General features: G+C 47.4%; 22 protein-coding genes. 10 read left to right on the top strand and 12 right to left on the bottom strand.

What is annotated here, in order from left to right:
• The 9 genes from GTO91_RS16785 to GTO91_RS16745 form a co-directional block, all read right to left on the bottom strand.
• Positions 1-408, bottom strand: a 408-nt coding sequence (locus GTO91_RS16785) for a hypothetical protein (RefSeq protein ID WP_207709044.1), incomplete at its 3' end; no start/stop codon positions are given.
• Complete coding sequence (locus GTO91_RS16780) at positions 405-728, bottom strand: PrgI family protein (protein ID WP_235919669.1); 324 nt, start codon at positions 726-728, stop codon at positions 405-407. The genes GTO91_RS16780 and GTO91_RS16785, both read right to left, overlap by 4 nt.
• A gap of 48 nt (positions 729-776) precedes the next feature.
• Positions 777-1,154 (bottom strand): hypothetical protein, encoded by a 378-nt coding sequence (locus tag GTO91_RS16775; protein WP_161259880.1) that lies wholly within the window; start codon positions 1,152-1,154, stop codon positions 777-779.
• Positions 1,155-1,696: 542 nt separating this feature from the next.
• Positions 1,697-3,970, bottom strand: a complete 2,274-nt coding sequence (gene recD2 / locus GTO91_RS16770; RefSeq protein WP_161259879.1) for an SF1B family DNA helicase RecD2 — start codon at positions 3,968-3,970, stop codon at positions 1,697-1,699.
• Between the two features lie 640 nt (positions 3,971-4,610).
• Positions 4,611-5,276, bottom strand: a complete 666-nt coding sequence (locus GTO91_RS16765) for a cyclic nucleotide-binding domain-containing protein (protein ID WP_161259878.1) — start codon at positions 5,274-5,276, stop codon at positions 4,611-4,613.
• 20 nt (positions 5,277-5,296) lie between these two features.
• Positions 5,297-5,980, bottom strand: a complete 684-nt coding sequence (locus tag GTO91_RS16760) for a hypothetical protein (RefSeq protein ID WP_161259877.1) — start codon at positions 5,978-5,980, stop codon at positions 5,297-5,299.
• Between the two features lie 33 nt (positions 5,981-6,013).
• Positions 6,014-6,610: a TrmB family transcriptional regulator gene (locus tag GTO91_RS16755; RefSeq protein ID WP_161259876.1), complete on the bottom strand. Its 597-nt coding sequence runs from the start codon at positions 6,608-6,610 to the stop codon at positions 6,014-6,016.
• Positions 6,611-6,666: 56 nt separating this feature from the next.
• A complete protein-coding gene (locus GTO91_RS16750) occupies positions 6,667-6,828 on the bottom strand; it encodes a hypothetical protein (RefSeq protein WP_161259875.1) in 162 nt (53 codons plus the stop codon).
• A 14-nt stretch (positions 6,829-6,842) separates the two neighbouring features.
• Positions 6,843-7,079 carry a helix-turn-helix transcriptional regulator gene (locus GTO91_RS16745; RefSeq protein ID WP_161259874.1) on the bottom strand — a complete coding sequence of 79 codons (237 nt, stop codon included), beginning with the start codon at positions 7,077-7,079 and terminating at the stop codon, positions 6,843-6,845.
• A 145-nt stretch (positions 7,080-7,224) separates the two neighbouring features.
• Here GTO91_RS16745 and GTO91_RS16740 point away from each other — a divergent pair, with 145 nt between their 5' ends.
• The 7 genes from GTO91_RS16740 to GTO91_RS16710 all read left to right on the top strand — a co-directional run bounded on the left by GTO91_RS16740 (position 7,225) and on the right by GTO91_RS16710 (position 13,209).
• Positions 7,225-7,626 carry a helix-turn-helix transcriptional regulator gene (locus GTO91_RS16740; protein WP_161259873.1) on the top strand — a complete coding sequence of 134 codons (402 nt, stop codon included), beginning with the start codon at positions 7,225-7,227 and terminating at the stop codon, positions 7,624-7,626.
• Between the two features lie 44 nt (positions 7,627-7,670).
• Positions 7,671-7,994: a hypothetical protein gene (locus GTO91_RS16735; protein ID WP_161259872.1), complete on the top strand. Its 324-nt coding sequence runs from the start codon at positions 7,671-7,673 to the stop codon at positions 7,992-7,994.
• 155 nt (positions 7,995-8,149) lie between these two features.
• Positions 8,150-9,712: a DNA recombination protein RmuC gene (rmuC, locus tag GTO91_RS16730; RefSeq protein WP_161259871.1), complete on the top strand. Its 1,563-nt coding sequence runs from the start codon at positions 8,150-8,152 to the stop codon at positions 9,710-9,712.
• A 75-nt stretch (positions 9,713-9,787) separates the two neighbouring features.
• Entirely contained in the window at positions 9,788-10,870 is a 1,083-nt protein-coding gene (locus GTO91_RS16725) for a competence protein CoiA (RefSeq protein WP_161259870.1), read from the top strand.
• Between the two features lie 12 nt (positions 10,871-10,882).
• The gene (locus GTO91_RS16720; RefSeq protein ID WP_161259869.1) at positions 10,883-11,536 is read left to right on the top strand and encodes a DUF1847 domain-containing protein; all 654 of its coding nucleotides are present in this window, start codon (positions 10,883-10,885) and stop codon (positions 11,534-11,536) included.
• Positions 11,537-11,574: 38 nt separating this feature from the next.
• Positions 11,575-12,459 (top strand): hypothetical protein, encoded by an 885-nt coding sequence (locus tag GTO91_RS16715; protein WP_161259868.1) that lies wholly within the window; start codon positions 11,575-11,577, stop codon positions 12,457-12,459.
• 72 nt (positions 12,460-12,531) lie between these two features.
• A complete protein-coding gene (locus GTO91_RS16710) occupies positions 12,532-13,209 on the top strand; it encodes a hypothetical protein (RefSeq protein ID WP_161259867.1) in 678 nt (225 codons plus the stop codon).
• Positions 13,210-14,049: 840 nt separating this feature from the next.
• Here GTO91_RS16710 and GTO91_RS16705 read toward each other — a convergent pair.
• The 3 genes from GTO91_RS16705 to GTO91_RS16695 all read right to left on the bottom strand — a co-directional run bounded on the left by GTO91_RS16705 (position 14,050) and on the right by GTO91_RS16695 (position 17,412).
• On the bottom strand, positions 14,050-15,555 hold the full coding sequence (locus tag GTO91_RS16705; RefSeq protein WP_161259866.1) for a hypothetical protein: 1,506 nt from the start codon (positions 15,553-15,555) through the stop codon (positions 14,050-14,052).
• A gap of 2 nt (positions 15,556-15,557) precedes the next feature.
• On the bottom strand, positions 15,558-16,409 hold the full coding sequence (locus GTO91_RS16700) for a hypothetical protein (RefSeq protein WP_161259865.1): 852 nt from the start codon (positions 16,407-16,409) through the stop codon (positions 15,558-15,560).
• 139 nt (positions 16,410-16,548) lie between these two features.
• Positions 16,549-17,412, bottom strand: a complete 864-nt coding sequence (locus tag GTO91_RS16695; RefSeq protein ID WP_161259864.1) for a tyrosine-type recombinase/integrase — start codon at positions 17,410-17,412, stop codon at positions 16,549-16,551.
• Between the two features lie 251 nt (positions 17,413-17,663).
• On the opposite strand from GTO91_RS16695, the gene GTO91_RS16690 reads away from it, so the two are divergent.
• From GTO91_RS16690 to GTO91_RS16680, 3 genes are all read left to right on the top strand, one after another.
• A complete protein-coding gene (locus GTO91_RS16690; protein ID WP_161259863.1) occupies positions 17,664-18,332 on the top strand; it encodes a Panacea domain-containing protein in 669 nt (222 codons plus the stop codon).
• A gap of 39 nt (positions 18,333-18,371) precedes the next feature.
• Positions 18,372-18,737 carry a hypothetical protein gene (locus GTO91_RS16685; protein ID WP_161259862.1) on the top strand — a complete coding sequence of 122 codons (366 nt, stop codon included), beginning with the start codon at positions 18,372-18,374 and terminating at the stop codon, positions 18,735-18,737.
• Positions 18,738-18,901: 164 nt separating this feature from the next.
• Positions 18,902-20,488: recombinase family protein (locus GTO91_RS16680; RefSeq protein WP_161259861.1), on the top strand; the 1,587-nt coding region annotated here is incomplete at its 3' end.

The raw sequence follows: 20,488 nt of genomic DNA, 5'->3' as shown, positions 1-20,488 counted from the left end.
CCCGGCCAGGTTTTCCGCGTAGCCCTGCAGGACAGGGTTCTGCTGCCGGGCCGCATTCGACCGGATTTGGTTGATCGCCCAGCGCATGTCCACCTGCCGCGTCTGAATCTGAAACTGTACGGGCCTCGTCAGGCCGGAAAGATAGCGGGAGAAAGCCGACTCGACGGACGACTGCTCATTGTCCGAAAGAAGGAAGTAGTTGATTGACCCGCACTCGATAGCCGCCCGGTATTCACTCCCGCCCAGGTTGATGGCGCTGTGCCGGATATCCTCAATCTTAAGGAACGTCTGGGCGCTGGGGATGTCGGGCTTCTCCTTTTTGCTTCGCCGCTGCTTTCGCTTCTCAAAAAAGAAAACGCCGCCAAAAATGGCGGCCAGCAGCGCAATGATCCCAGCAGCAGCAATCATTGCAAACCCCTCCGTTTCTCCTGGGTGGGCAACATCGCCGCCGGGTCCTGGATGTACGGGAACGCTTTGGGACGGAAGGCGTAGGCCAGCCGGTTTCGCCAATACTGGTCGGCGGTCATCCCGAAGGCGTCCACTTTCCAGAAGGCCATGTAGAGGCCTACCCCAAGCGGAAGAATGCCTACGAGAAAACCAGGAAGAACAAAACCGGTTAGCGAGTAAATTGTGAAGCCGAATCCGCTACCCAAGCACAACCCTAAAAGGGAGTAGGCTAGTTGTCGCAGGCTGACGATACCACCTACAACTTTATCCTCCCCATCCATTTGCAGTGGAAGGTGATACATGCCCCCCATCGTAAATCGCCTCTTTTTCTACTGGAAAATACCGAGTGCCACTGAGGTAAGAAACCAGGCGCCGCCACAGATCGCCGTGCCGCCCATGGCCATGAGAAAGCCCATCATCATGTCGGCGCGTTTCTGCGGATTCGAACCGAGCGCCGCCATCTTGGCCCCGATGGTTGCCATCGCAACGGCGCAAACAATGGTTAGGATCCCCATGACCCACATTACTGCGGTCAAGAACTTGTTCCCAGCGGTTTCAAGGCTCTGTTTTTCCACGCCCCCGGTTACGCTAACGTTGACGTTGCCGGTGCTAGGAGTGGTATCTGCTGCCGAGGCAACACCGGAAAACAGGAACGTGGCCACTAGGCAGAGAGCCAGAATAACCAATACTTTTTTCTTCATTTTCATTTGTAGTTCACCCCCTTCAATCACTTGGTGTTATTGCAGAGGTGCCTTTCGCCCCTCAAACAAAAAAGCCGACTTCCCTGCCATGGCAGAAAAATCGGCTCCGCAATCATAACGCCCCGGCTTTTTTGGAGAGCCGGGGCGCTTTACTTACTTTTGGACATACCTTGGGCGCTGGATTTTTGTGAGGTCAAAAACCCAAATTTTTTTCGATACAGTTTCCTAGGGAAGAGGCCGCTGCATTCGACAAGCGGAACCGCCGTCGCCTCAATTTTGGACACACCTTGGGCACCGGGTTTTTGTGAGGTCAAAAACCCAAATTTCTGTGGATGTTGAGGCCTGCGCTTTCGACTTCCAGCAAGTCGCGCCTGCCTCGTTTTGGGCATACCTTGGGCACTACGGTTTTTGTGAGGTGAAAAACCCAAATTTTCGATTCGGGATTCACCAAAAAACCATTCACAGTTTTTATTATACTGGCGTTGTGATCGGTGTCAAACAACTGGGCGATAGACGAGAAACATAGATGATATAGGGATAAATCCATCTCAGCATGAATTAAAAGGCCTGAGTTTTTCCTTCAATCCGGTATTTCTCTGGCTCACCTTGTCGTTCTTGACGGCGATCCAAAGGGCCTTGTCCGTCCCAACAAGGACCGCCATCTCCCTGGACCGCGTGACCGCCGTATACAGAAGGTTCCTTGCCAGCATGACGTAGGACTGCGTTGTGATGGGGACGATTACGGCCTTAAACTCGCTTCCCTGGCTCTTGTGGACGGTGATGGCGTAGGCCAGCGCCAACTGCCCCAACTCGTCCTGTGTGTAGGCGACCTCCTGGCCGTTAAACTGGACCGCAATGCCCTCCGCGGGTTCCGAATCGCTATCGTCGCTGTTCGTCTGCACCGTTCCAACCGACACAATGGTTCCGATGTCACCGTTGAATACGCCTTTGCCGTAGTTGTTCTTTGTCTGGATCACCTTGTCCCGGAGGCGGAACACCTGGCTGCCGTAAGTGATTTCCTCCATCGCTGCATTGCCCCGCGCCGGATTGACAACCTCCTGCAACCGCCGGTTCAGGCTATCCGTCCCGGTATGCCCTTTCTTCATCGGGCACAGCACCTGGATGTCCTCAATGCCCATCCCTTTTTGGATCAGCCGCACGACGGACCGAACGATCAAGTCGGCCACTTTTTCGGGGTCTTCCTGCCGGATGAAGAAAAAGTCTCCCTTGGCCGGATTGATCTGGGGCGCCTGCCCCCGGTTAATGCGGTGCGCGTTCAGCACGATCTGGCTCTGTTCCGCCTGACGGAAGATCCGGGTCAGCCGGACCGATGGACAACCGGCCTCAATCAGGTCTTTCAGCACGTTCCCCGGACCCACGGACGGTAACTGGTCCGTGTCCCCCACCAGCAGCACTTTCGTCCCCGGCGCCAGGGCGTCGAATACCCGGTAGGCCAGCGAGAGATCCATCATGGAGGATTCATCGACCACAAGCAGGTCGCAGGGAAGCGGGTTGTCCCGGTTGTACTGGGCTTTGCCGTCCTTGCCGATGCCTAGCATCCGGTGCAACGTTCCCGCCTCCCGGCCAGTGACTTCGGCCATGCGCCGGGAGGCGCGTCCGGTGGGGGCTGCCAGGAGGATTTTCGCTTCGGGATGCAGTTTTTCAAAGACATACAAAACAGCACGGGTTGTTTGCGTTTTACCTGTACCCGGACCGCCCGTTAAAATCAACAGATCCGTCTGAGAGATGGCCCGACACGCCTGCCATTGCTCCGGCGCTAGTTCAATCCGGGTGGCACGCTCATAGGCGAGAATGTGTCTGTCCAGATTGGCAGACGGGTCGGTTCGGACACCCGCCATCGCCTGCACGTTTTCCGCCAGACGCTGTTCGGCCTGATACAGCCAGCTTGGATACACTACCTGCCCGTTCTGTACCAGCACAGTCCGACCCTTGTCGTCGGCCAGGGTGCATAACCGGCTTAGGGCCTGCTCAACGTGCTGCCGCTCCACCGAACGAGCCTCCCGGTTCAGGAGCATGAGTGACTGCTCGATGACATCCTCCATAGGGAGCCAGCAATGGCCCAGGCTGGAAGTCTGTTCCTCCACGACATGGCGGATGGCCGCCTGGATTCTCCCGTCGCCGTCCTTCGGCAGGCCCGCCGAGGCGGCGATCTGATCGGCCCGGTAAAAGCCGATCAGGTCCACCTCTGTGAGCCGGTAGGGGTCCGTCTTCACAATATCGATGGTCCGGCTGCCAAACTTCTTGTACACCCGCTGTGCCAGCTTCGGCGTGAATCCCAATGGAAGCAGGTTCATGACCACCCGATGCAATTCGTGCCGGTCCCGGATGGCTTTGTAAATCTGCTCGGCCTGCCGGGGTCCAATCCCCTTGATCGCTTCCAACGCTTTCGGTCCCTGCTCCAGGATGATATCCAGCGCATTTGTGCCGTAAACGTTGACGATTTGGGCGGCCTTGATGTTGCCGACGCCCTTAATAAAGGCGCTGGACAAGTACTCGCGGAGCTGGGCCTCGTTGGTCGGCTGCGGTCGCTCCCAACGGGTCACCTTTAGCTGTTTTCCAAAGCGATTATGGTCCACCCATTCGCCCCACAGGATGAGGGAGTCATTCGGGGCCAGATTGAAGAACTCCCCGGTTGCCGTCACCGTCTCCTTCCGTTGTTCCGGTGAAATAGCGAGGATATAGAAGTCGCCTTTTTGAAAGATAATCCGCCGGACGGTCCCCCTCAGTTCCGCCGTTCTTGCATCACCCATTGCCGGTTCTGTTGCTTGAGGCTGAAAGAGGTCAATCTGCACGGCCAGCATTCTCCCCCTCCCTTCTGTCGATGATGATTTGCTATAATCGTTTTGGTTTTTCCAGTGAAAAAGGAAATCCGGCTGCCTTTGCTTTGTTCAGAGGGTGTGATGTTTCGGTCACACGTCCGACCCTTGAAAACCCTATAAAATCAGGCTTTCCGGCTTGTCTGTCGAGAGGTGTGATGTTTTTATCAGTCTTTAACCCCGAAGAATGCCTGATTATCTGGGGTTCTTGGCCACCCATCGGCGACGTGTGATGTTTCTGTCAAAATCCCTTTACTCGTTTGTCGTCCAGAAACTTACACGCCACCGATGTACCCACCGCTTTACCCTGGCCGATGCCACCCGAATGTCCCGAACCCGGCGCCAGGGTCTCCCAAGCAACCCGATTTCCTTTTTCACTGGAAAAAATCCCGTCTATCCTGACCGCACTTCCTCGAATTCACCGCTCCTGCTCCCCAAACCGACTGCCGTTGTATATTTAAAGAGTAAGAAGAGAGAACCGCTGCCGAATGGCTGCAAACCCTTGCCCGGCAAGGGCTGGGAGCACTTTTGGGGGTGTGACGTTTTCGTCACACATGTGTGATTTTTTTATCACACCCTATGGACAGAGCTTCCCCTGTGCGGTCTTAGTCAAAAAACGTCAGGATTATTCAGCGGCGCAGCCTTGCTTCAGTTCTATGTACCGCTTCCGGGGATAGAGCCGCCCGTACTCTTCACCGGGTCGAATCCAAAGTTTGTAGGGAAGTTTCATTCCCTTCTTCTCCAAAAAATCGTCATTGATGACGATCCGGCATAAGGTTGCGTTGATCCGGTTCTGGCTGCCTGCAAACATGATTTCCGGGTTGACGAACAGTGGCCGCTCCTCCACCACCCGGCCATGACGCTTGACCCCCCGGAAGTTGACCAGTTCATAGACGATGCCCTTTTCAATGAGCCGCCCGATAACACGACTGACATGCTCCCGCGAGAACCCGAACGCCCGCCCCAGTTCGGCAATGGTGAAGTATTTTCCGGTGGACTTCCGTTCTTCCCCCTGTTGAACATGTTTCGTCAGGGCGTTAGAACACATCTCCACCACGGCGCTCAAATGAAACAGGAAGGACGATTCGGACGTGGTTAGGTAGTCGTTGCTGGTGAGGTACAGCACATTCCGGGATATCACCTGGGTAAACTGCGCCGCCCCCTTCTCCCGCTTCTTCACCAACGTGAACCCGGCCACATTCGCCTTTCTCTCTTCTTGGTTGACCACCGCCAGATCGGCCGGCATCGGTGGCCTGGAAGGCACAGTTTTCCGCAGTCGTCCTGTGAGCATGGCTCTCCCCTTTCTGTCAGTTACTTCGCCTTGGATGCATATGGAATCGTGTCGGGATTGAAAAACTCCGGCTGCATGAGGTCTGCCCAAGCTTCCGCCGCGCAGTCAACCTCGCCCTTTCCTCTCGGAACCCGCCGAGCCACAGGCGCTTTTGCCTGCACCACTAATCGAACAGCGGCATTCCCCAGCGTGGTGACCAGAGAGCCGTGGAGCCACACCGTAAGCTGGCCATCCTGTTGGATACGCTTGACCACGCCTCGACAGCGGCCGTATTCGGGCACATCGACCTCAATGGACTGTCCGACCGTCCAGGCGTAAATGTCCGTCGTCTTCACGTTTACCTGGACACTCAGATCCTGAGTCAGAGACTGAAAGAACCTTGCTTCTGCGGCTGAGATCGGGCGAAGTTTATATCCAGTGTGGTAAAGTGGAACCCCGGATAGAAACGCCTCCAGGTACTCCAGTAGACCGGCCTGTTTTCGTAGACCTACGAGTATGTACCCTGGCAACACCGGCTCTGATACAACGCGAGGCGACTTACCGGCGTTGACCACCGCTTCCCGGTGCAGCGAATCCACCTTGAGATAGGGTTTCAGTTCGGGAGGTGCCTGCGTACATATCGTGGCGCAGAGCAGCCGTTCCTGTCCTGTCTGGCGGACACAGGCCACATACCACTGGAATAGGTCAATCGTTTCCTTTTGCACGCTCCCCCCTCCCTTCTTGCATCGCCATTATCCCTACTGGCCTTCTGTCTTGGCCTTTACCCTTCGGACCGCCTCGTATACACGGGAAAGGCTGACTCCGAGTTCCTTTGCGATGTCCTTGGGCTTTTGGTCCAACCGTACATAGATAGACCGCTCCAGCGTAGACAACCTGATGTAAACCGCCGTCTGTTCCTCGGTCAGCCCAAGGGAATGTGCCTCCTGTAAGGCGGCCGCGTTTAGCTGTATGATCCCGGTCGCTTCGCGGATCGCCTGCCGGTAACTCTCGACGGTCATTCCGAGTTGCTGGGCCATTTGAACACTCTTCCCGCCCGCATATTTCACGATCAGCGCCTGGCGATGACGAGGCGTTAGACCGTAAAAAATCGGATTGTCCGGGTGCTTTTTCAGTTCCGATAGCTTGTGTGTCTGGATGAACTGTTCCTGGGTGTTGATATTGCACAGCTTGAACTGATTCTGATCCAGACGTTTGGCGGCAACGGACTTTTCCTCGTCGCTAGCCCGGTCTACGATGGCCCGGTACAGTTCAAACTGTAGATCAGTCTTTCTTCGACTCAGCAACGACCGGGTTTGCCGGATTTCCCGGTCCATGACATGCCATGCGGCTTGCATATAACCCTCCCGTTTCTACCAAAAATAGGTTATTATAAAAACCACAAGCAAACAGGTCACGCCGTTTCCTTGTCCTTTTCCGCCAACTGCTGCTCGGCTTTCTTCATGGCTTCACTCCGGTTGAGGATATCGATGACTTTGCGGAGCAACTCGGCGTTCTTACTGGGGTCCGTGCCATAGACGGCACGGTATTCAATGGGATCTGGCCGCCTGGGCATAAGGCCACCTCCAATTAACTCGCCTCAACTTCATGCTGAGGATTGTGTCGTTCTGACACTTTATTGGGCAAAAAAATATCCTCCACTTTTTTGTTGACAGCGTTAGCTATTCTAAGGGCAACTTCCAGTGAAGGGGTTTTGGTTCCACGTTCAATATGTGAATAAAACGAACGATCAATATCCACCAGAACAGCTACTTGTTCCTGAGTAAAACCTACTGTCTTACGCGCAGCAATAAGTTCATCCCTCATTTACACACCCCCGTGTCCTTTTGACACAATTATATTGTGTCGTTAAGGCACAGTCAACGGTTTGTTTCGATTTTTGTGTCTTATGGTAACAACCATTGAAGTCCTGGAATACTATCATTACTCTTGAAGCAAAGGAGTGTGCCAAATGGACACATTTAATGCTCGACTAAAGCATTTAAGGACAAATAAAGGTTTGACCCAAGAAGAACTTGCCAATATTCTTGGAGTAGAACGAGCCACACTTGCCTCTTGGGAAACTGGCCGTAGAGAACCAGATTTTGAAACGGTAAAAAAAATTGCGGCCTACTTTAGTGTCTCGTTAGAACAGCTAATTGGTACTGTAAATTATTCTCAAAACACTTCAGTCGCAACAATTGAAGCAGCCCTAACCGACGACCCCGAACTTCTTAATTTTTTTGCCGAACTAAAAGAACGCGAAGACCTCCAACTCCTGTTCAAACAGGTACGCCCCTTGTCGCCCGATGGGATCAAGAAGATCATTCGGATTATCAAGGCCATTGAGGATGAAGAAGCTCAAGAAGATTGATTAGTCTATAACGATGCAGGACCATCTAGGGAGGCATGTCTACGTTGAACCTCTCCATCCTTGACAAACAACTGATACGAAGTCTGATTGATGATTCAATTCCCTTTCATGATGTCATGAGTGCCTTTGATATTCGGACAAGCATTGGCAATCTAACGCCGGAGGTATATGCGTTCGTGTATGTCAGCCGGAAAGGGAGATACCATCTTGTTATGAACGGGAACATCAATGCGGAGACCCAGTACCGGGTGTTCTGCCATGAGATAAAGCACATCATCTATGATTTACCGACTATAGGGTATGTGGTCGGGCTGGACATGCAGAGGACGACAATTGAAGAGGCAGCGGACTTATTTAAGTTAGCGTAGAAGACAAAAAAACACCCGAGAGGGTGTTTTTGACATTCTGACACATTTCGACAAAAAGCGTCATGCTTCGTATTATAATCTTGTAAGGAGGGACTTTTGTTTTTTAAGTTATACTTTATTATTATTTGAAAAATTAATTGGAGGTGTTTTTGAACATGGATAATTCTTTGATTTATGCTTTTTTAGGTATTCTTGTCGGTTGTTTAGTTACATGGATATTCTATAGTTCTAAAGTTAACCAAGCTTACGAAAAGGGTAAAAATGAATTTTCTTCAGAACAAGCAGTTCTTATTGAACGGTTAAAAAACAGGGAATCATTAATTGAAGAGAAAGAGCGTCAAATCAACATTACCAAGGAACAAATCGTTAGTTTAGAAGGTCATGTTGGTAATTTGCAGGAAGCGTTGCTTAAAGAAACTAAATTACGAGTCTCTGCTGAAAGCAAATCACTAGCGATAGATGAATATGAAAAAAACATCGCAGAAAAAGAATATTTTATTGTTAAGTTACAAGAACAAAACACTCAATTACAAGTGGAACTAAGTGAATTACAAACCAGACTTGAGGAAGAAAGAAAGGCTTCAGAAGAAAAGATAGCTTTAATTAATGAGGCTCAGACCAAACTATCCGATGTATTTAAGTCCTTATCATCTGATGCTCTTCGCAGCAATAACGCATCTTTTCTGGAATTGGCCAAAGCAACACTTGAAAAGTACCAAGAATCTGCGAAAGCAGATATAGACTTGAGACAACAATCAATAAACGCTCTAGTACTCCCCCTACAAGATTCTCTTACCAAAGTAAATAACAAGATTCAAGAATTAGAATTTAACAGAATATCTGCCTATTCGGGCTTAACTGAACAGATTAGTTTACTCATGCAATCTCAGACACAATTACGAATGGAAACATCTAACCTAGTGAAAGCACTGCGTACACCATCAGTTCGAGGACGTTGGGGCGAAATACAGCTAAAACGAGTTGTAGAAATAGCTGGGATGATCGAATATTGTGATTTTGTTCAGCAACATACAGTAAATACTAATGATTCTCGCTTGCGCCCTGATATGGTTATTCGTCTTCCCAATAACAGAATCATAGTAGTTGATTCAAAGGTACCTCTCCAAGGCTATCTGGAAGCATTAGAAACTTCTGACGATGCCCACCGAATATTAAAGCTCAAAGACCATGCTCGTCAGGTAAGAGAGCATCTAACAAAATTAAATAGCAAATCATATTGGGAGCATTTTCAGCATACGCCTGAGTTTGCTGTTCTATTTCTTCCCAGTGAAACATTTTTTAGTGCAGCATTAGAGCAAGACCCGCAATTAATTGAGTTTGGTGTAGAAAATAAAGTAATTTTATCAACACCTACTACTTTAATCGCTTTACTTAAAGCTGTTGCTTATGGGTGGAATCAAGAAAAAATTGCTGAGAATGCTAAGGAAATAAGCAATCTCGGTAAAACTTTGTACGACCGAATTTGTACCTTTGCTGGTTATCTAACCAATGTACAAAAAAGCTTAGACCGAGCAGTTATACAATTTAATCACTCAGTAGGTTCATTAGAACGAAGCGTACTAATTCCTGCGCGTAAATTTAAAGAATTGGGAGTATCAGTTAAAGAAGAAATACCCTTAATCGAACCTCTTGTAAAAACTCCACGTGTATTGAATGCTCCGGATTTTATTACCCATCAAAATTCAAGCACATACTAGAATCGATTAATTACCAACCATTAACAACGGATGGTATATGCGTTATAAACTTGACTACATCTGAAAGAGGCCTCCATGCTCACCGCACTTCTAGATGGCCAAAAGATCTCGGCTACCGATCCACGATGGGATAACCGGAAGGAAGAACTCCGCGCTCTCTGCAACGAAAGAGCCGTTTGTCCTATATGTGGACAGCCGGTTATCTGCCGATTCGGCCAAGTGTATATTCATCATTTTGGTCACCGTAACAAATCAGATTGCCCCGGCAGCAATGAATCAGCAGAATACATGCGGGCAAAAGCCCTCCTGTACCAATTCCTCTTAGAACGAATCGGCAACGCAGGAACGGTCGAACTGGAGTATCCATTGCCAGCGCTAAAGAGCACTTGTGGAATACATATACGACTGAATGATGGCAGGCGCCGGGCAGTGGAGTTTTTCTGCGGCCAGTGGAAGTCAAGAGAACTCCAGGCTCGACTTGATTACTTCAAAGCGAATGATATCGATACGATGTGGCTCATTTCCATGTCTCGGTTCCCTGATTTCGAGCCAGATGGAAGAACCGTAGTCTTCAAAAGCCCTGCCGAAAGAGCGCTCATGTCTTCTTCAGGCTTGGACAAGTTCTGCGTGTCAGATTGGTTTGAACGCTGGCAACGTAAGGTCTTTTTCAAACTGCCAGCAGATGAGGAATCGGGTTGCTCCCTATGCTTTTTTGATACTGAAACCAAAGAAATTAAGTTCATGCGCTCTCTTATCCTAGATAGCTGCGTTAGTATTTTCCGGGTAGGAGCAACACTTAAAGGCACATTGGACAATATCCGTCTCTCAGACAAAAAGCATGTCTGGTATTTGGAGCAAGAAGAGATCTGGAAAGAGCGATGGCTAGAGGTAAAGCAATCGATGCCTGTACCTAAAACAGCACTACAGAATATCTCGTCGATGACCAAGCCCTCACCCGCAAACCGATTCGCAATAACGACACCTTTATTTTCTAGAACTCCGGTCATAAAACAACCGCAAAAACCAGTTGAACTGCCTAAAGAGTCTTCTGAACGCTATCATTGTGAACTATGCGGCGGCATATTCAGTGAAGGGGATATGTCCATATATCAACTTAGCACTAAAAGGGGAAAGTGCAAAAAATGTATGTATTCTTAAGGAGGTTTTATTGTGAAGGATGCCAAGGGCAAACTCAGTTGTTCCGACTGCGGCGTGTACAATTGCTACCGCTTACTCGGTGACTATCCCCAGTTCTGCCCTACCCCAAACCTTGACAGAAATCTCATTGAAGACATCAACGACAAGTACCGATACGATCCGGAGGTCTCCCTCATCGCCCGTGCCGCTGCGGAAATCGAGGGCCGGTTTTATGGCAAACTCACTCGGGTCGAAGAAATCATTGAGTTCGCCCACTGTATTGGTGCAGAGAAAGTCGGCGTGGCAACCTGCGTGGGCCTGATCAACGAGGCCAAAGTGTTCATGAAGATCCTTAAAGCGAAAGGGCTCTCTGGCCACTGCGTTGTTTGCAAGGTGGGTGCCGAGGACAAACGGTCAATCGGCATCCCCGAAGACCTGAAACTCCAGAAGGGGTATCACGAATCCCTTTGCAACCCCATCCTGCAAGCCGAACTCCTGAACCAGGAAGGCTGCGGGCTGAACGTCATCATCGGCCTCTGCGTCGGACACGACGCTCTGTTCATGAAGCACTCTAAGGCGCCGGTGACAACCTTGATCGTGAAGGACAGGGTTCTCGGACATAATCCAGCAGCAGCATTGTATACGTCGGGGTCTTACTATAAACGGGTGTTGGAGCCGGAGGATTAGTCTAACTAAACGGAGGATGGGCAAGGAGGTAGATTTGTTTGGATGAGATGGGAGTCGAAAAGCAGCTTTCGGAAGAAACGCTGAAATCGTTGATCCGTTCCGCTATTGACAGGGCCTCACGTTTTGATGAGGAGGACATTACCCTTCATCTTGGCATAGTTGCCCACATTCTTTCCGAGGATAAAGCTTTATCATCCAAAGCACCGTTTGCACCCATTACCCCTGATGGGGCTGAAGATATCCTTGAAGCTCAACGGAACTCCATGGTTGAGCAAATTGCTTCAACTGCTGAAAAAAGGAGACTTGATATTACACAGGAAGAACTATCAAAAACTCTTGTCATCAATGCCAGTGAACCACATTTAAATCAAGCTGTTGATATCGAAATAAGTCCCCGTCTCCCTGTCATTAGGACAGATGCTATTGGACGAGTTTTACTAACTCCTTCCCATGAAACATTCATTCCTGCTAGGGCTGCCGAAAAGACCGTCTCGGGCAACGAGGTTTCTCGTTCGGAACTAGACTTAGGACACATTGAAATTGATACCACACCGCCAGATAATCCGCGTCTTCTAAACTATGATTTTTCCGAGAATCTTACTTGGCTCATGCGAGTATCCTTTGAATCTGCTGTAACCGAACTGGTCCGTAAAGGAAGGGAGCTAGCAGAAGAAGTCCGGCAGAAGGCCTATCATGTCCTGTGCAAAAAGCCGGACTTGAACAAAGAAACAGCTGACTTATATAAGGTTTTCGAGAGCTTCGTCCCTGTCGCGTTCGCTACTATGCTTCCACCTGGTTGGGGAGACGAGAAAGTCTTTTTATTTTTCCTGGCTGTTTTTACATACTTGGCCAAAAAGGGCCTAAAGCGTTTCTGTAAAGATTCGCTAGACCAAGGCACATCCTCTCCTGCTCCTGCAGGTTGATTTATAGGGAGGCTTTATATAAGTCGTACAGCGCAAACCGATATTATAATTAACTAATAGGAGGTTATTAGCATGGACGAAAAATTAATTCAGATAATTACCGAATTGAATAGTATTAGAAAACACCAAGAACGAATTGAGTCTCTAATCCTTGAATTAATTGGCAATAATAACACCATTAATAGTATTAATAGGTATAATCATACAAACAGGATTAATTTGTCACCTTCTATTCCTATTTTTGATAGTCCTAACAACTTTATTGCTTTTGATAGTAACCTACCTAAACAAGCTATTTTTGAAGATAAGTTTAATATTTGCATTTCTAAAATTTCTAAAATAGATTTTACAAATTACACCATTCAGCAGGTTCGTTTTTTTGTATTAAAATACAAGAAAAAAGAAAAATACAGAGCCGTAGTTCAAAGGTATGATTATAAGTACTTTGACTATAATAAGGAAGATGATTTTATAAATAAGATTTATGAAAAGTTTTTAGCTGATAAAACTCTGAAACCTTCATATCAATCTATATATTCGTGGTCAGATCCAGAACTCGGTAGTGTTCTTAATCAAGTATTTAATTACTATCCCAACTGGATAAGGCTTATTAATCGCCCTTTGGGACTTTATGGTTTAGTTAAGTATCTAGAACGACAGTCTTTTGAGCCAAGTTATGTCCTTGATTATTTTTTAAAGCATACAAAAGAAATTACTGAAGATGTTTTCAGTGAATTGTATAACTCTTGATACCATATTAGTTATTGATACCTAATAAAGACGCCCTGCCCTCACTTGAGGACAGGGCGCTTCCACTAATTCGCCCAAACCGAACATCCGCACTGGCCATCTTTGACGACAGCGTTTGCGTACTCTTTTGCGTAGCTGATCGCGTTCTCCAGAGTCTCAAACGAATTCAGGTATTTCCCTTCCTGGAAGACATGGTAGCTATAATTGTGCCAGATTACAGCCCTGTAACAGCATTAACGACTTTTGCATTCTGATAGTGCTTCGCAAACTCAATGCCGTAATATGTACTAACGAAATCGCTGAGGTATTTGTCATTCTGGTAGACCCGAACAGCCGTGCTGTCCACTTTTGAGGAAGCTGAACCCGATGATCCGGAAGTAGACGCCCCCCCCACTACCGTAGCTATCACCCTGCCATTTACTATGGATGTTCTCCTGGGTGGTTGACCTGTGACAGTGGTATTCGCCATACTTGAGTCTCCATTTTTCTCAGTTCGTTTTGTAGGTGTGACATCCGCTGGCATCCGGGCGGCCAGGGTGAGCCAGTGCGGGCATGGCAAATGATACTGCAAGCAGAATAGACAATAGAAACCCCATTACCTTTTTTTCAAGACCAAACACCCGTTTTCTCAGCCGGTTCACAAGCACAACTCAAAAACAAACTGGCCCTGGCTTCAGAACTGATACCCTTTTGATGAACATAAAAAAGGTTCGTCATAGGGTTTTTCTTTAGGCAAGCTATTTCTCCCTGCCACCTGACACAACACACTTAAAAAAACCTGCACTTCCATGAAAAAACCTTAGCCGCTTTACTTTTTACGGAAATGCATGCAAGGATTAATCATCTTAACAAAAAATAATTATCTATATCATTTATATCTTTTAATACTTTACTTCCGGTAACTCCATGAGCGAATGCCAATTGCTGGCTATTTTCAAAACGAGAACGCACGTTACTGTTGAAATCGAAAGCCATTTTCGTAATCGTCCCAAGTCGATTGTATTCTGCCATGATTGCTTCTACAATTTTTCTGTATTCAACATCGAGCTTTTTTAGAATGTTCGAATATCTAGTATTATATTCTTTTTCCAGTCTGGCAGCTTCTTTTCCGAGATGTTTTTTCGCCAAACTCACTACCGTACTCGCAGCGAAACTTCCAATTAATGCCCCGACTACAGGTATTGGGATAATTGATTGCCCCATCGTTGCACCAAGTGTAACTATTCCTGTTTCTAAGCAAACTATGCTTCCCTGCTCGATGAGTTGTTCAAAACTGAGATATCCCTTTTTATATTCCATACATAGTTTCGAAATACCAAAAGCACTTGAAACATAAGCACTGGCCAGTGGAGCACTCATATTTGTAAAGTTGGTCAATCCATAAATTGCCGTTGCAGCAATTCCTCCTCTGGTACCTCCTTTGGTAAAATCGACCCCAATGTCTTTCCAATCGTCTGAATTGAAATTAGAGATCTTTTTACCCTCTTTGTATTTTTTAAAAACACAAAGAGTTACACTAAATCCTCCACCAATAAGTACCCCAATAAGACCTGTTTTCAACCCCTCTTTAATGCTAGGACCACTATCACGTCGAGCCTGTTCCCGTAAGTCATCAGATTCATCTTTTATATCTTTTACTTTTTCTTTATTCCTGTGTTTCAAATCATTCTCATGACGAGAAAGTGTATCATCAGCTTTACCCGGTTGCACCTCTGCATAGTCGGAAATAGAAGGTCTCACAACTTCTGCAAAACTCTTGCCTGATTGCCTTTCGATTTCCCGAACCTTTTCCAGTATCTTTTGGGCATTTCGTTCACTTATACCTTCCGGTACATTGCCTTTGAGAATTTCTTCGATCGTTTGATACGAATCTTTTGGGATCTGATAGTACGAACCATTCCTACCAAACTCAGTGTATTTGTCCATATGCTCAAGTACATGACTTAGGTTATTATTTACTCCATTAATAAACTTTGACTGAACTTTAATACCTTCTATCAGGTAGTCTTCCGGAGCTGTTCTACCAACCCCCTCAAAGGTCGCTTTCGTACTCCATCCTTCGAGCAGGTCATAAGCATTTCGAATATTTACTTCAATTTGCTCCGCAATTTCACCGTGTTTGGTCAAATCATTTCCTAAAATATGGTTTGGGGCGTCAAGAAATTCTCTAACCTTCTCAACGTATTGAAGCGCTTCAATCAGTTTTTCATTTTGTACGTTTGTTAATAACGCTTCGTTTTGCAGGATTTCAGAGAGTTGTCGATTTAACTCTGCCATCCGCTCTTGATTTATGTAGTCAACTACAGCCCCGACAACTTGGTCGCCTGCAACTTTATGTGCATTCATGGTTAATTCGCATACCCTACCTTTTTGTTTATTAACTCAGATAATGCCAGTGTGTTATTTACTAAAGCACCAATCTCATATTTCTGGTCATTGTCAAAATCTTTGTAGTCCAACGGTGCGCGCTGCTCCAAAAGAGCTAGTTGTTTGGCCAGATTATTTGAGTGTTCTTGCGTCAATATAGTCAGTCGGGATATTTCCAGATCTGCTGCTTTTAATACGGCTATTGACTTGCTTATCTTTAGCGCCTCTGATTGCGCTTTCAGTGCAATCTCCTTATTCTTTTTTCTCATAAAGACGGCACCGCCTGTAATGGCCAATCCACCAATAGCCCAGCCAATCGGACCCGTCATTGCAAGCAATGCATTTCCAGCGGCCATTCCCCCGCCGCCGGCTGCGAGGGCTCCCCCGCCCAACCATGCCAATGCTGCATTTGTTGCAGCAGCTCCGGAAAGTGCTGATATAGCTGTGCCTGTTGATGCCGTTCCAAAAGTAGTGGCAATCGCCATAGCAGCACTCGGACCGAAAGCAGCTACACCTGCACCCATTGCAACTCCCGCACCGGACACGCTTCCTGTGACTTGTTGGGCTTTTTTATCATCAAATTGAAGATCTAGAATCGCCCGGAACTTATCTACCTGAATTCTTATTTCCTCAAATTTGCTTTGAAATTCTTTAGGGGTATTAGCTAGACGATTAATATAACTTTCAACTTCTTTAATACAGGTTGAAGCATCTTGTCTTTGTTTAAGAAGTAGTATGGAATTATCTTTTACTTTCTCTCCTATTGTAGCATATTCCTGACCTACTGCTGTTAATTGTTTGATTGCTTCTTTTTTCATTTTAGAATTAAACAAGCAAAGCAACTCCTTTGGATTTCACCATTTCTAACAGTTGATTGTCTTTTTCTTCCTAACTAATTTCCCATTTCGATATTTGTTTTTATTTTCCTTCTAACCTGATTCGGTTTTATCCGGTGAGGTTATGGTTAGTTTTTTATACCTCCCCCTTCTCCACCACCTCAGCCATCTTCCTCGCCGATGGCTTGGTGTATCTCGCCGTCGTATCCAGACTCTCATGCCCTAATATCTCCGCCACCGTAACCAAGTCCGCACCACTGGACAGCATGTTAGTGGCGGCCGTGTGACGCAGACCATGGGGGGTCACCTCTACCCGCGCAAAGACTGCCAATTGTGCCAGCATCTTTTGCGCCTGGCGCGCTGTAAGGTGGCGCTCTGTTCGACCTGGAAACAGCCACGGTCCCCCTGGATGCTCGTCCAGCCACACCTTTAATACCTTCCGTGTCTCGGCTGGCAACGGGACTTCACGGCGCTTATTCCCCTTCCCCTGGGATACTACAACATAGCCGCTACGTTCCCCCATCGTTACATCCTCTCGTCTCAGTCCAACCGCCTCGCTGATCCGCAGTCCGGCGCCGAGAAGCAGCCGTACCAATGCCAGATCTCGAGTGCTCCCCCGCCGTTCCACCTCTCTAAGGAGACGGTTCTGCTCCACCCGTTCGAGCGCCTTGGGAGCAGCCTTCTGCTCCCGTACAGGCCGCGGCATGCCCGGTAGGCGACCGATGATTCCCTGCTCCTGGCACCAGGCCAGCCACATTCGGATGACAAGCAGCCGTCGGTTTACCGTCTGGGGCTTCCGTCCGGCAACCGTCTGCAGCCAGGATTGGTACTCCCGCATGTCGATGCTTGTGACGGCCTGGGGCCCTAACTCCTGGCCATTGGTCTGGGCGAACCATGTAGCGAAATCGCGGAGGTCTCGCTCGTAGGCCTGGACCGATGATACGGCGAGACGAGTTTTCTGTAACTCCAGGAAAGATGCGAATACATTCTGCGAACTCATTTTCAGGCCTTAATCCTCCTTTTCACCGGACTTCTGTGCCCCCATTGTACCACTATAGTTCGCAGAATGATACTTCTGCGAACTTTGTTTCCTTTATTAATTTACTTAATCTATGCTTCGACAGAAATCGCTTATGTTCGCGAAGCCTTCCTGAAAATGCTTTAGACTGCGTGAAACTACTTGAAACTACTTGAATATACTGTTAACATAAAGTTACAATAAACCTAATCGTGAGCAGGAGGTGACATTTTATGACAATTGAAACCAAGAGCGCTATTGAATTTGCTAAATGGTTTGTCAGATTTGGCCATGATAAACCCAGAAATACGTTTGATGGAAATATGAGGCTTCAAAAGCTATTGTACTTTGCACAGCTAATTCATTTAGCAAAAACAGATGATGTTCTTTTTGAAGATCCCATATACGCGTTTGAAAACGGATCTGTAGTAGAATGTGTGAGGCAAAGATATAAGAATGATTGCTCCGGCTATGTATCTGACGCTTATTTATCCGACTTAAAACTCTCTAGTGAACAGGAAGATACGTTAAAAACTGCGGTGGAGATTTTTGGTGGCCTAACTGCTCGGGAACTTTCAAACTTAAATCACTTTCACAAAAGCTGGGAAATAGCTTATAACTATTCAATCATCGGAAATAGGCCTATTAAAATACTAAGTCAAATAAGTATCGAACAGCTAAAAGAACTTGATTTACCTGCTATTCGAGAAATGTTAACTGCCTACAATGAGCAAAAGAACTACAATGATAGTTTCGAAGTAATTAATGGATATACTTTTTATTATAATCCAAACGAAATAGAGATCAACGAAACCTTACTAAGCCAATTGTCAGAATTTGTCGGCGACGAATCTTCTTACGTGATTTATAAAGATGAAAGTAAAGGAATAGTGATAATGTAGCTTATGAATATAAGGGACGGACATGGGCTACTGCTACAAATGGACTATGCGGATGGTGGAACCTGTTTATACAAACGTACATTTCTAGTAATTGAAGCTAATCAAACCACTGGAAGTGTAAAATTACTTAACGTTTCATCTATTGCTGACAAGGTACACAAATTACTTATGCCATCTAATAGACGACTTACCTCCTATCGCCCACCTTTTCTCAGACCTTCTTTCGTTAAATTAGATGCTTTATATCAAGTAGAATATTTTGGAAACTTAGACAATGCCATCCTTCACAATGGAGATACGCTTGATTTAACTGAACTAACCAATGTTCACAATACCTTTGCTAGTTATCAGGCTAGCAACCATGTTACAAGTGTTTGTTATACATCATCAGATGTTGCAGTCTGATTTTCTCATTCTTTTTAAAACCCCTCTTAGTAAATAGAGGGGTTTTTTATTGTAAAAATGATTGGCATACACTTATGCTTATTCTTTTTCCACTGATTTGTTTTTTATAGTACATTTGTTCTTCTGCCGACTTATTTGTTACTCTATCACCAGGAGTGATTACCATGCGTGTCGCCATCTATGCCCGTGTCTCCACCGACGACCAAGCCGACAGAGGCACTATTCAAAACCAAATTGAATTCGGCAGCAAATACTGCGACCTTCATCAACACACGATCATTAAATGGTACATAGACGACGGTATTTCCGGCACCATCCCCCTGGAGCAGCGTCCAGAGGGCTCAAAACTCGTCCAAGAAGCTACTGAAAAGCCATTCGACGTATTGCTCATATATAAGCTAGACCGCCTTGGTCGAAGCGCCCGCATCATCCTCAACGCCGTTCATGATCTAGAGCAGATCGGCGTCATTGTACGTAGCATGACGGAACCTTTTGATACAGGTGACCCCTCTGGCCGTTTCCTTCTTACGATCCTTGCCGGAGTAGCCGACCTTGAACGGGATACAATTGTCACCCGCCTGTGGCACGGCGCCAACCGGGCCGCCCGGGAAGGTCGCTGGCTTGGCGGGATAGTCCCATACGGCTACCGTGTCGTTGATGGCTACCTGGAGATCAACGATGACCCCCTCCCCGGCCACCACTTGAGTGAAGCCGATGTGATCCGGATGATTTATCACCAGATCACCGCCCAGGGGCTTTCAACGATTAAGATTGCCGATTACCTGAATGCTCTTGGCATCCCTCCCTCCTACACGAAGGACAACCGGCTTGTTACCTCCGGCAAGCGTAAAGTCGCCACATCCGGCCAGTGGCTACCCGGCCGCGTCCGGAACATGATCGTCAACCCTACGTACAAAGGTGTTCATGTGTACGGAAAGCGCTCAAAAAAACAACGAGATACGATCACGCGACAGGTACCCGCCATCGTTTCGGAGGATATCTGGGAGGCCGCCCAGACATCTTTACAAAACAATCAGATTGAAGCGACTCGAAACGCTAAGCGGGAATATCTTCTCCGTGGGTTAATCAAGTGCGGAATGTGTGGCCTTACCTACACTGGAACGGCTTACAAAGGGCCTAAAGACGCTCTGAAGGCTTATTACGTCTGTAATGGGAAGATATCCTACCGAGGAAAGTATAGCGGCAAATGCGCGTCAAAAAACCTCCCTATGGAGGAAATAGAACTCACGGTCTGGAAAGACTGCGTTCGTTTCATCAACGATCCCGGTGAAACGCTGGCAGAAGTGGCTGCCGGTATGGAGGTTCGGAAATCCGAAAAGGAAAACTACTCTGCCGAGAAGTCAATGATAGAGCAGGCTATAGCCGCGAAGGACCAAGAGAAGCAGCCGATCTTGGACCTGTATCGTAGAAACATCATCTCATCGTCAGACGTGGAGAAGCAGTTCTCGAAGATCGCCCAGGAAACCAAACACCTCCGGCAGCGCCTCAAAGAGTTGGACAAGCTGATTGCTTCCGAGGATAACCTTGTATCCCAGTTTGCTTCGGCCGAAGAACTGCTCCGGGTGCTACGAGATAAACTGGCTAACGAGGATACCTTTGAGACCCGGCGCCAGATCGTGACCTCCCTCGTAGACCGGATCGAAGTATCGACAGAAATAAAAAACGGGCGCCCCCATGCGACCGTTACCGCTCGATATATTTTCTCCAAAGGTATTACATGCACGGACAAG

This window comes from Heliomicrobium undosum, assembly GCF_009877425.1.
Classification (GTDB): domain Bacteria; phylum Bacillota; class Desulfitobacteriia; order Heliobacteriales; family Heliobacteriaceae; genus Heliomicrobium; species Heliomicrobium undosum.
The sequence above is the reverse complement of the archived record's forward strand: the minus strand, read 5'-3'. Positions and strand labels throughout refer to the sequence as shown.

What these genes read in the sequence shown, in the direction of transcription:
- GTO91_RS16780 (WP_235919669.1), bottom strand. Translation starts at nt 728, where the DNA reads ATGGATGGGGAGGATAAAGTTGTAGGTGGTATCGTCAGCCTGCGACAA.
- GTO91_RS16775 (WP_161259880.1), bottom strand. Translation starts at nt 1,154, where the DNA reads ATGAAAATGAAGAAAAAAGTATTGGTTATTCTGGCTCTCTGCCTAGTG.
- recD2 (WP_161259879.1), bottom strand. Translation starts at nt 3,970, where the DNA reads ATGCTGGCCGTGCAGATTGACCTCTTTCAGCCTCAAGCAACAGAACCG.
- GTO91_RS16765 (WP_161259878.1), bottom strand. Translation starts at nt 5,276, where the DNA reads ATGCTCACAGGACGACTGCGGAAAACTGTGCCTTCCAGGCCACCGATG.
- GTO91_RS16755 (WP_161259876.1), bottom strand. Translation starts at nt 6,610, where the DNA reads ATGCAAGCCGCATGGCATGTCATGGACCGGGAAATCCGGCAAACCCGG.
- GTO91_RS16750 (WP_161259875.1), bottom strand. Translation starts at nt 6,828, where the DNA reads ATGCCCAGGCGGCCAGATCCCATTGAATACCGTGCCGTCTATGGCACG.
- GTO91_RS16745 (WP_161259874.1), bottom strand. Translation starts at nt 7,079, where the DNA reads ATGAGGGATGAACTTATTGCTGCGCGTAAGACAGTAGGTTTTACTCAG.
- GTO91_RS16740 (WP_161259873.1), top strand. Translation starts at nt 7,225, where the DNA reads ATGGACACATTTAATGCTCGACTAAAGCATTTAAGGACAAATAAAGGT.
- rmuC (WP_161259871.1), top strand. Translation starts at nt 8,150, where the DNA reads ATGGATAATTCTTTGATTTATGCTTTTTTAGGTATTCTTGTCGGTTGT.
- GTO91_RS16725 (WP_161259870.1), top strand. Translation starts at nt 9,788, where the DNA reads ATGCTCACCGCACTTCTAGATGGCCAAAAGATCTCGGCTACCGATCCA.
- GTO91_RS16710 (WP_161259867.1), top strand. Translation starts at nt 12,532, where the DNA reads ATGGACGAAAAATTAATTCAGATAATTACCGAATTGAATAGTATTAGA.
- GTO91_RS16705 (WP_161259866.1), bottom strand. Translation starts at nt 15,555, where the DNA reads ATGAATGCACATAAAGTTGCAGGCGACCAAGTTGTCGGGGCTGTAGTT.
- GTO91_RS16695 (WP_161259864.1), bottom strand. Translation starts at nt 17,412, where the DNA reads ATGAGTTCGCAGAATGTATTCGCATCTTTCCTGGAGTTACAGAAAACT.
- GTO91_RS16690 (WP_161259863.1), top strand. Translation starts at nt 17,664, where the DNA reads ATGACAATTGAAACCAAGAGCGCTATTGAATTTGCTAAATGGTTTGTC.
- GTO91_RS16685 (WP_161259862.1), top strand. Translation starts at nt 18,372, where the DNA reads ATGGACTATGCGGATGGTGGAACCTGTTTATACAAACGTACATTTCTA.